The organism is Lysinibacillus sp. UBA6686 (assembly GCF_002455205.1).
In the GTDB taxonomy this organism is placed as follows: Bacteria; Bacillota; Bacilli; order Bacillales_A; family Planococcaceae; genus Lysinibacillus; species Lysinibacillus pakistanensis.
Genome location: NZ_DKJS01000045.1, coordinates 91661 through 102303 on the forward strand (window position 1 = coordinate 91661; position 10643 = coordinate 102303).

The window sequence follows — 10643 nt, forward strand, 5'->3', positions numbered from 1 at the left end:
GTATGAAAATTCTAGTAACAGGTGGAGCTGGATTTATCGGAAGTAACTTTGTTAATTACATGGTTGATAGATATCCTGAGTATTCAATTATTAACGTTGATTCTTTAACATATGCAGGTAACTTAGAGAATTTAAAGTTATCTGAAGGCAGGCCAAATTATCAATTTGTCAAGGCTGATATAACAGATGCAGAGGCGATGGATCAGTTAATTGGTAATGATGTAGACGCTGTGATTAACTTTGCAGCAGAATCACATGTTGACCGAAGTATTACAAACCCTGGAATTTTTGTGCAAACAAATATTCAAGGAACTCAAGTATTATTAGATGCAGCTAAAAAATATAACATCAAAAAGTACTTACAAGTATCTACTGATGAAGTTTATGGCTCACTAGGAGAAGATGGTTACTTTACTGAACAAACGCCACTAGCTCCAAATAGTCCATACAGTGCTAGTAAGGCTGGGGCAGATATGCTTGTACTTGCATATCATGAAACTTTTGGATTACCAGTAAATATTACACGTTGTTCTAATAACTACGGACCATTCCATTTCCCAGAAAAATTGATTCCATTAATGATTATTAATGCATTAAATGATAAAAAACTTCCGGTATATGGAGATGGTAAGAATGTTCGTGACTGGTTACATGTAACAGATCATTGTAGTGCCATTGATTTGGTTTTACATAAAGGCATTGATGGTGAAGTTTATAATGTGGGTGGACATAATGAAAAAACGAACTTAGAGGTTGTTAAAGAAATCTTAAAGCAGCTTGATAAGCCAGAATCATTAATCCAATATGTAGAAGATCGTTTAGGTCATGATCGTCGTTATGCAATCGATCCTACTAAACTTCAAAAAGAGTTAGGTTGGGAACCAAGATATACATTTGAAACAGGCTTAAAAGAAACTGTGCAATGGTATCTAGATAATCAATCCTGGTGGAAAAATATCATTTCAGGAGATTATCAAAACTACTATCAACAACAGTACGGTGGTAAATTGTAATGAAGATTATGGTAACAGGTGCTAATGGACAACTTGGTCAGGAGCTTGTTAAACAATTATCAAATAGCTCGCATGATTTGTTTGCATTTACTAAAACTGAGTTAGATATCACGGATACAGAGAGTGTGCTTACTGTATGTAATGATATCAGGCCTCATATTATTATTAATGCTGCTGCTTATACAAATGTTGATGGAGCAGAAACGAACGAAGAATTGGCCTTTCAAGTAAATGCTGTGGGACAGCGGAATTTAACTGTAGCAGCAGAAACGGTTGGAGCGAAAATTTGTTATATTAGTACTGACTATGTTTTCAATGGACAAGCAACTTCACCGTACAATGAGTATATGAATGTAGATCCTTTAGGAGTGTATGGACAATCAAAGTATGCTGGTGAGTTTTTAACACAAACGCTCAACACAAAATACTTTATTGTACGTACAGCTTGGGTTTATGGAGAGTATGGTCCTAACTTTGTGAAGACCATGCTAAAATTAGCTGAGGAAAAATCCGAACTGGGTGTTGTTCATGACCAAGTGGGGTCTCCTACTTATACAGTGGACTTAGCAGAGTTTTTAATTGAGTTAGTACAAACCGAAAAATATGGTATCTATCATTGTACAAATAGTGGAACATGCTCTTGGTTTGAATTTGCTCAAGAAATATTTAAATTGGCTAATAAAGATATCAAAGTTAATCCTTTAACTTCAGGTCAATTCCCAAGACCTGCAAAGCGTCCTGCTTATTCTGTCTTAGGTGATTTGTCAATTCGAATCAATGGCTTTATTCCTAGGAGAAATTGGAAGGAAGCTTTAGGTGAATATATAAACAAAAATAACAATCTTCTTTAGATTGTTATTTTTATTTATAAAGCTATAATTAAAATGTATTATAAAAGGAATAGAGGGGTAATTTGGCTAGTATAGCTATTCAAATAGTTACATTTAATAGTGCGGGTTATATAGAAGATTGTTTAGATTCTGTTATTTCACAATCATATCCAGTTGAGAAGATAATAGTAATCGATAATAATTCAAATGATTGTATTAAAGATGTTGTATCTCATTATGCGAATGTTTATTTTGTTCAAAATAACATAAATAGCGGATTTGTGGGTGGTCATAACCAAGGTTTAAACTATGCTAAGACAGATTATGTTTTAGTATTGAATCCGGATGTGATTTTAGATAAATATTATATAGAACATATTATAGAATTTATGAAGTTAAATGAAAAAGTTGGTGCAGCAACTGGTAAATTATATAGAGATTTAGAATCACACATTATTGACAGTACAGGGATCAATATAAAGAAAAATCGTCGTGCAGTTGATAGAGGAAGTGGAGAAGTAGACCAAGGACAATTTGATGATGAGATAAGTGTTTTTGGCGTTTCAGGTGCTGCGGCTGTTTATAAAAGAGAAATGATTGACATGATTTCAGAAGATGGACAATTTTTTGATGAAAGTTTTTTTGCCTATAAAGAAGATGTAGATGTTAGTTGGAGAGCTAGATTAGCAGGTTGGGAAATATGTTTTGTCCCTAAAGCAATTGCAAAACATGAAAGAGGCTGGAAGGATAATAAATCGAGGAAAAATATTTCTCTTAAAACTAGAAAACATTCCTATATTAATAGACATTTTTATGTGATAAAGAATGATAATTTATTTTACTTTTTATTGCATTTTCCTTTTATTTTTATATACGAAGTAACTTGTTTAGTTTATATCATCTTCAAAGAACCAAAGCTTTTCAGTGCCTATAAACTTCTTTTTAAAGAGTATAAAACTTTAAAAAATAAGAAAAAATTTATACAATCATGTAGAACAGCTCCTTCAAAAAAGATTTATCAATATTTTAAAGGAATATGGTAAAAATTAAAATGGATTTAAGTATAGTAATCGTAAACTATAATACAAAAAAGCTAACAATTGATTGTATTCAATCAGTTTTAAACTCAAAATTGAATTTTCAATATGAAGTTTTTGTAGTAGATAATGCTTCTTCAGATGGCTCTGTAATGCAAATCAAAAGTCTATTCCCTCATATTAAGGTTATATCTAATAAAGAAAATGTCGGATTTTCCAAGGCAAATAATCAAGCAATAAGAAGGTGTAGTGGCCGATATGTATTATTGTTAAATTCTGATACTATAGTGAATGAAAACACATTAGATACAATCATTTGTTTCATGGATAGAGAAACGGATATTGGCGCTGTTGGCTGTGAAGTAAATTTACCTGATGGTACCTTGGATAAGGCTTGCCATAGGGGCTTTCCGACTCCAGAAGCTTCCTTCTATTATATGATAGGATTAGCTCAAAAATACCCTACTAGCCCTAAATATAATAGCTATCATAAAAGCTATTTAAATATGAAAGAAGTACATGATATTGATTGTTTAGTAGGTGCATTTATGATGGTAAGAAAAGAAGTAATAGAGCAGGTGGGTCTATTAGATGAAGAATTTTTTATGTATGGGGAAGATATAGACTGGTGTTTTAGAATAAAAGAGGCTGGCTGGCGAATAGTTTATAATCCTACTGTTTCAATTGTTCATTATAAGGGAGCAAGTAGTAGAAAAAAACCATTTAAAATAGTTTATGAGTTTCATAGAGCCATGTATTTATTCCATAAAAAACATTATGCAAAAAAATATAATTTTTTTATTAATAGTGTAGTTTATACAGGAATTACATTAAAGCTAGCCTTCGCTACTATTAGTAACTTTTTGAAAAAAGTACATTAAATTATAAAGTTAAATAGGTGATTAAAGTGATAAGAGGAAAAGAGCGCTTTATTACACAGCTATATATGACAACAGATTTCATCTTTATTCAATTAGCATTTGCTGTTGCATGGTATTTTCGCTTTGTGATTAATAAAGAGCAACAAGGATCATATTTGCCATTAGCAGATTATTTTATTTGGAACATTGTTTACTCAGTTGCATTTTTGGCTATTGGTTTTTTGATTGGCTTATATGTTCCGAAAAGGAAAATGAAGTTTGCAAAAGAAGTTTCTAAAATAGTTCAAGTCCAAATTTATAGTATGTTTGTTTTATTAAGTGTGTTATTTATTGTTAAGACAATAGATATATCTAGGATGTTCTTAGCAATCTATTTACTAGTTGGATTTTTGATTATCGTCACGTATCGTTTTTTTGTTAAGCAATTTTTAAGAGCGATGAGAAAAAAGGGCTTTAATCAACAGTTTGTTTTAATTTTAGGAGCGGGTTCCGTCGGAAAAAGATATATCGAGAATTTGGATAATCATCCTGAGTATGGGCTTAGAGCAATTGGTTTTTTAGATGATTTTAAACAAATTAATAGAGAACAGAAAATATTAGGTAAAATAGAGGATTTATCGACAACATTAGAAAATACCATTATTGACGAAGTCGTAATTGCTTTACCCTTAACAGCGTTTTCTAAATATCATCAAATTATTGAAATGTGTGAGAAAGCGGGAGTTCGGGTATCTATTGTTCCAGACTTTTACGATATACTACCTGCAACTCCGCATTTTGAAAGTTTTGGAGATCTACCAGTCATTAATGTCAGAGACATACCTTTAGATGAATATGTGAATAGAGTGTTGAAGCGATTATTTGATATTGTTTTTGCACTTTGTGCGATACTTGTTACATCTCCTTTGCTATTGGTAATCGCAATTGGCGTGAAATTAACTTCTCCAGGTCCTATTTTATTTAAGCAGGAACGTGTGGGGCTAAATAGAAGAACGTTTTCTATGTATAAATTTAGATCTATGAAGCATATGCCTGTTGAAGCCTCTAATACGCAATGGACTGTTGAAAATGACCCAAGAAGAACTAAATTTGGTACTTTCTTGCGAAAAACTAGTCTTGATGAATTTCCTCAATTTTTTAATGTGCTGAAAGGCGATATGAGTATAGTAGGACCTAGACCTGAACGACCTTATTTTGTGGATCAATTTAAAGAAGAAATCCCGAAATATATGATAAAACATCATGTGAGACCAGGAATTACTGGCTGGGCTCAGGTATGCGGGCTACGAGGAGATACTTCAATTGAAGATCGAATAGAGCATGATATCCAGTATATTGAAAATTGGACATTACTATTTGATATTAAAATTATTATGAAGACAATCATCAATGGCTTTGTAAATAAAAATGCATATTAGTATTGAGTATAAATGATTCATAACGATTGAAGCTAGCTGGTGAATCGGGATAATCTACTTGTAGAAAAGGTAAGTAAAAAAATCAATAAGTATTCATGATATTTTGTTTTTTAAGGAAGTGACATTATATGAAAAAAATCCGCAAAGCCATCATTCCAGCAGCAGGACTTGGAACACGTTTCTTACCAGTTACTAAAGCCATGCCAAAAGAGATGTTGCCGATTGTTGATAAGCCAACGATTCAATATATTGTGGAAGAAGCAATTGCCTCTGGGATTGAGGATATTATTATTGTAACGGGTAAGGGTAAACGAGCCATTGAGGATCATTTCGATAATGCACTAGAGCTTGAGACGAACCTAATTGAAAAAGGAAAATTAGATATGCTTGAAAAGGTTCAGGAATCTGCTAGCGTAGAAATTCACTACATTCGTCAAAAAGAGCCTCTTGGATTAGGGCATGCCATTTGGTGTGCTCGTAAATTTATTGGTGATGAACCATTTGCTGTCCTGCTTGGTGATGATGTTGTGAAAAGTGAAGAGCCTTGTTTAAAACAATTAATGAATCAATATGAGAATACCTTATCTAGTGTAATTGGTGTACAAGAGGTACCCGATGAGGATGTCCATCGATACGGTGTAATTGATCCAGTTAACACTGGCAATCGATTGATGCAAGTGACGCAATTTGTGGAAAAGCCTACATTAAAGGATGCACCATCCAATTTTGCGATAATTGGGCGCTATGTATTAACACCTGAAATATTCCGATTTTTAGATGAGAAGAAGAAGGGGAAGGGCGGCGAAATTCAATTAACTGACGCCATTGAATCATTAAATGGCATTCAACGAGTGTTTGCCTATGAGTTTGAGGGGCGTCGTTATGATGTTGGTGAGCAATTAGGATTTATTGAAACGACTATTGATTTTGCATTAGAACGTGAGGATTTAAGTGAGGGTGTAAAAGAAATTATCTTAAAAAAAGCGAAACAGTTAAGTGGTGAAATTTTATGATTTTAGTTGTTGGCGGTGCTGGATATATTGGTAGTCATTTTGTAAAGGATTTAGTAAAGGACTATGATGTAGTTGTACTTGATAATTTAAGTACAGGTCACCGTTGGGCAGTTGATGCAAAGGCAATTTTTATACAAGGTGATTTAGGAGATTCGACAATTGTTCAACGAATATTTGATACATATAAAATTGAAGCGGTTATACATTTTGCAGCCTTTAGCTTAGTAGGTGAATCTGTGATTGATCCTATGAAATACTATGAGAATAATGTAGCATCCACATTGAATTTGTTAAAAGCTATGAAGCGTAATGAAATTAATAAATTTATTTTCTCTTCTACCGCTGCTACGTATGGTATGCCAACTGTTGATTTCATTGATGAAAAGACACCTACTAATCCTATTAACCCGTATGGTCAGTCAAAGTTAATGGTTGAGCAAATGCTGGCAGATTTTGCACCAAGCTACCAGATGAAATATGTTGTATTACGTTATTTTAATGCTGCGGGAGCACATGAGACAGCTGAAATTGGTGAAAGTCATAATCCAGAAACGCATTTAATCCCCATCATTCTTCAGCATTTAGGGGGACAAAGAGACTCCATTTCAGTGTTTGGTACTGACTATGATACACCTGATGGTACTTGTATCCGAGATTATATTCATGTCACTGATTTAGCCAAGGCACATTTATTAGCTTTAGAGGCATTATTAAGTTCTACTATTGAAACCGCCACATATAATTTAGGGAATGGCAATGGTTATTCAGTAAAGCAAATCATTGAAACATGTGAGCTGGTAACAGGAAAAAAAGCCAATGTACAATATGTTGAACGACGTGCTGGTGATCCTGCTAAGTTAGTTGCCAATGCCGGTAAAGTTTATGCAGAATTAGGATGGAAGGCCCAATTGGACATTCAAGATATCATCAAAAGTGCATGGACTTGGCATAAAAAGCAATTCTAATTACCAACTCGACATGGTTCGAGTTGGTTTTCTTTTTTTTATATGTCATAATATACATATCAAAATTTACCTTAAGAAGTGAGGATTCTATGGTGTTTGCAGAAATTGTAAAAACAACATTGCTGAATTGTTCGCTAGATGATAGTGATCTAATTCAATATAAAGATCGAGTAAAAAATATCCATAACGCATTACCACATTATCCATTAACAGGCTGGATCGAATCACCCTTACAAAATCAAGAGGGACTACTTACCTCTATTGAACGTGTGGCAAGTGAAATTCGAGCTTGTGCGGATGTCCTGGTTGTTGTAGGCGTTGGTGGCTCCTTCTTAGGTGCGCGTGCAATCCAGGAGGCGCTGATGCCTTATTTTGGGCTGGCTAAGGGTGGCATTGAGGTTGTCTATGTTGGCTTGAATATGAGCGGTGCATATATTAAGGAGCTTCTCACTTATTTAGATACGAAACAAGTATATGTCAATGTGATTTCGAAGTCAGGCGGTACAATGGAGCCGGCGTTGGCCTTTCGTGTAATGCGTTTATATATGGAGGAGCGTTATGGCGAGAAGGTAACGGAGCGTATTATTGTCACGACAGATGCGGAAAAAGGCATCTTAAAGGGGATAGCTGATAAGGCTGGGTATCGTCAATTTGTCATTCCTGCTGATGTGGGTGGGCGTTATTCTGTATTAACGCCTGTAGGTTTATTGCCTGTGGCGGTAGCAGGTGTGGATATTCGTGCTTTAATGGATGGTGCACGTTATGCAGCAACAGAGTTAGCAGAAGAGGATTTGGGTCATAATGATGCCTACAAATATGCCGTAATGAGACATATGCTTTATGAGCAAGGCTATACCATTGAATTGCTTGCTTCCTTTGAGCCTGGACTCAATAAATTCCATGAATGGTGGAAGCAGCTTTTTGGTGAAAGTGAAGGGAAAGAGCATAAGGGACTTTATCCTTCTACTGTTAATTTCTCCACTGATTTACATGCCATTGGGCAGTTTATTCAGGAGGGGAGTCGTGTTATGTTTGAGACATTGTTACACTTCCATGAAATAGAGGGCGATTTAGCTGTACCATTCGATGCTCGCAATGAGGATGGCTTGAATTATTTGTCGACTCGTACTTTTAATGAAATTAATGCAATTTCTAAGCAAGGAACGGCCCTTGCACATGCAGAGGGGCAAGTGCCTGTTATTCAATTAGAATTACCTAAGCTAGATGCTTATCATCTTGGGTATTTGATTTACTTCTTTATGAAGGCCTGTGCAATGAGTGCTTGCTTACTAGAGGTTAATCCATTTGATCAGCCTGGTGTTGAGGCCTATAAACGTAAAATGCTAGAGTTGCTGAAAGAAGAAAAGGTGATAAGTAAATGAAGAATGTCCATGAATTATATAATGGCTGGTTGGAGCAGTCACTTCCTAGCTATTTAGCTGAGGAGCTTGCCTTAATTGCAAGTGATGAACAAGCAGTCGAAGACCGTTTTTATCAATATGTGTCCTTTGGTACTGGTGGGATGCGTGGTGTTTTAGGCGCTGGAACGAATCGTATAAATGTTTATACGATTCGTCGTGTTGCTGAAGGTCTTGCTCGTTATATTGAATCGAATGGCGAGGCTGCTAAAAAGCGTGGTGTTGTTATTGCCTTTGATACACGCCATTTTTCATATGAGTTTGCCTGTGAGACTGCGAGTGTACTAGGAGCACATGGTATTCGTTCATATGTTTACAAGGAAGCAAGACCAACCCCACAGCTGTCGTTTACGGTTCGGAAATTAAATGCTTATGCAGGTGTGGTCATTACTGCCAGCCATAATCCGAAGCAATATAATGGGTTTAAAGTCTATGGTGAGGATGGTGCACAGTTAACACCCCAATTTGCCGAAGCTATTATCGGCTATATGAATGGAATTGAGGATATTTTTGCTATTCAAGTGAAGGATCTCTCGTTTTTAGAACAGCAAGAGCTTGTTACTTGGCTTGCAGGTGATTTGGATGATGCGTATTTATCAAGTCTTTTAAGCTTAAAGGAAAATCAAGATATTGCATTGGATATGAAACTTGTTTATACACCTTTGCACGGTGCCGGCTTGGTGCCCGTTAGTGAAGGGTTGCGGGCATTTGGTTTTCAACAGGTACATATTGTAGAGCAGCAAGCTGTGCAGGATGGTGATTTTCCTACAGTATCTTATCCTAACCCAGAGGAATCAAAAGCTTTTGAGTTAGCTATGAAGCTTGGTGTACAGGTTGGAGCAGATCTTTTGCTGGCAACTGATCCAGATGCGGACCGTTTAGGTGTGGCTGTTAGAAATGTAGATAGCTATGAGCTGTTAACAGGCAACCAGCTTGGTGCTTTATTGCTTCATTATTTATTGTCTACTAAGCAACAACTTGGAGCGCTACCTAGCAATGGCGTTATGCTGAAAACAATAGTTACATCGGAATTAGGTACTCAGATTGCCGAAAAATTTGGCGTAACGACAGTAAACACATTAACAGGCTTTAAATATATTGCTGAGAAGATTGCAGAATATGAGCAATCTGGTGATTATTCATATGTATTTGGCTATGAAGAAAGCTATGGCTATTTAATAGAAACTTTTGTGCGTGATAAGGATGCTGTACAGGTTGCACTGAAGGTTGCAGAAATGTCTGCTTTTTATGCCAAGAAAGGGCAAACTTTATTAGATGGTCTGCAAAGCTTATATGAGCAATTTGGTACCTATCAAGAGGCACTAGTTTCTCAAGTATTTGAAGGTAAGAATGGTCAGGAAGAGATGAAAGCTATTTTAAATAACCTTCGCCAAAACGCGCCTACATCCATAGGTGGGATAGCGGTTAAACGTTTTGAGGATTATTTAACAAGTATTTCGACTTTAGCAGATGGCACTACTGAGAACATTACATTACCGAAAGAAAATGTACTGAAGTATGTTTTAGAGGATAACTCTTGGGTCGCTATTCGTCCATCAGGTACAGAACCAAAATGTAAGTTTTATTTTGGTGTTGTTGGACAAACAGCAGAAGAAGCAAAAGATAAATTAAAGCGACTTCAGGCTGCATTTGAGGTTAAAAGAGATCCTATTAAAAAACGCCCACTTTTTTAAGTGGGCGTGCACATTATTGAAGACGTTTTAATTCCGCTTCTTGTTGGATTGAGCGCACTGACAATAGTTCGATAATATGATGTTGGCTTTCTTGAATTGCCTCTAATCGGTTTACTTTTTCATTTGTTTCTAAAACAGCTTGTTTAATTTGCTGTTGTTCAACTTCCATTACTGCAAGCTGATTTTCCACAGATTCAAGGCGATTCTCAATAGAATTAAGACGTTGATTCATTTGTTTTAGTTCGCTTAAAACTTCCTCCATTCCTATCACCTCTCTTCTATTTTAAATCTATCTATTTTTTTAACTTCTTTCAGCAGAAGTCTCACACCTCTATAGGTGGTGAGATGAATACGAATTTAAGCTACTTTTCAGA

General features: G+C 35.5%; 10 protein-coding genes. 9 read left to right on the plus strand and 1 reads right to left on the minus strand.

The window, feature by feature from the left end:
- The first annotated feature begins 2 nt into the window (after positions 1–2).
- The 9 genes from rfbB to B2R82_RS11820 all read left to right on the plus strand — a co-directional run bounded on the left by rfbB (position 3) and on the right by B2R82_RS11820 (position 10269).
- On the plus strand, positions 3–1013 hold the full coding sequence (gene rfbB, locus B2R82_RS11780; protein WP_286925033.1) for a dTDP-glucose 4,6-dehydratase: 1011 nt from the start codon (positions 3–5) through the stop codon (positions 1011–1013).
- Positions 1013–1864 carry a dTDP-4-dehydrorhamnose reductase gene (rfbD, locus tag B2R82_RS11785; RefSeq protein ID WP_286925034.1) on the plus strand — a complete coding sequence of 284 codons (852 nt, stop codon included), beginning with the start codon at positions 1013–1015 and terminating at the stop codon, positions 1862–1864. Before rfbB ends, rfbD begins: the two co-directional genes overlap by 1 nt.
- A gap of 62 nt (positions 1865–1926) precedes the next feature.
- A complete protein-coding gene (locus B2R82_RS11790) occupies positions 1927–2886 on the plus strand; it encodes a glycosyltransferase family 2 protein (RefSeq protein WP_286925036.1) in 960 nt (319 codons plus the stop codon).
- A gap of 8 nt (positions 2887–2894) precedes the next feature.
- Entirely contained in the window at positions 2895–3761 is an 867-nt protein-coding gene (locus B2R82_RS11795) for a glycosyltransferase family 2 protein (RefSeq protein WP_286925100.1), read from the plus strand.
- Between the two features lie 26 nt (positions 3762–3787).
- Entirely contained in the window at positions 3788–5179 is a 1392-nt protein-coding gene (locus B2R82_RS11800) for an undecaprenyl-phosphate glucose phosphotransferase (RefSeq protein WP_286925037.1), read from the plus strand.
- A gap of 128 nt (positions 5180–5307) precedes the next feature.
- On the plus strand, positions 5308–6192 hold the full coding sequence (gene galU / locus B2R82_RS11805) for a UTP--glucose-1-phosphate uridylyltransferase GalU (RefSeq protein ID WP_286925038.1): 885 nt from the start codon (positions 5308–5310) through the stop codon (positions 6190–6192).
- Positions 6189–7157 (plus strand): UDP-glucose 4-epimerase GalE, encoded by a 969-nt coding sequence (gene galE, locus B2R82_RS11810; RefSeq protein WP_286925039.1) that lies wholly within the window; start codon positions 6189–6191, stop codon positions 7155–7157. The genes galU and galE overlap by 4 nt, the downstream gene beginning before the upstream one ends.
- Before the next feature lie 92 nt (positions 7158–7249).
- Positions 7250–8539: a glucose-6-phosphate isomerase gene (locus tag B2R82_RS11815; RefSeq protein ID WP_286925040.1), complete on the plus strand. Its 1290-nt coding sequence runs from the start codon at positions 7250–7252 to the stop codon at positions 8537–8539.
- Complete coding sequence (locus B2R82_RS11820; protein ID WP_286925041.1) at positions 8536–10269, plus strand: phospho-sugar mutase; 1734 nt, start codon at positions 8536–8538, stop codon at positions 10267–10269. The genes B2R82_RS11815 and B2R82_RS11820 overlap by 4 nt, the downstream gene beginning before the upstream one ends.
- A gap of 13 nt (positions 10270–10282) precedes the next feature.
- Here the strand turns inward: B2R82_RS11820 and B2R82_RS11825 are convergent, their stop codons facing one another.
- Positions 10283–10531, minus strand: a complete 249-nt coding sequence (locus B2R82_RS11825) for a hypothetical protein (RefSeq protein ID WP_286925042.1) — start codon at positions 10529–10531, stop codon at positions 10283–10285.
- Between the last annotated feature and the right edge of the window lie 112 nt (positions 10532–10643).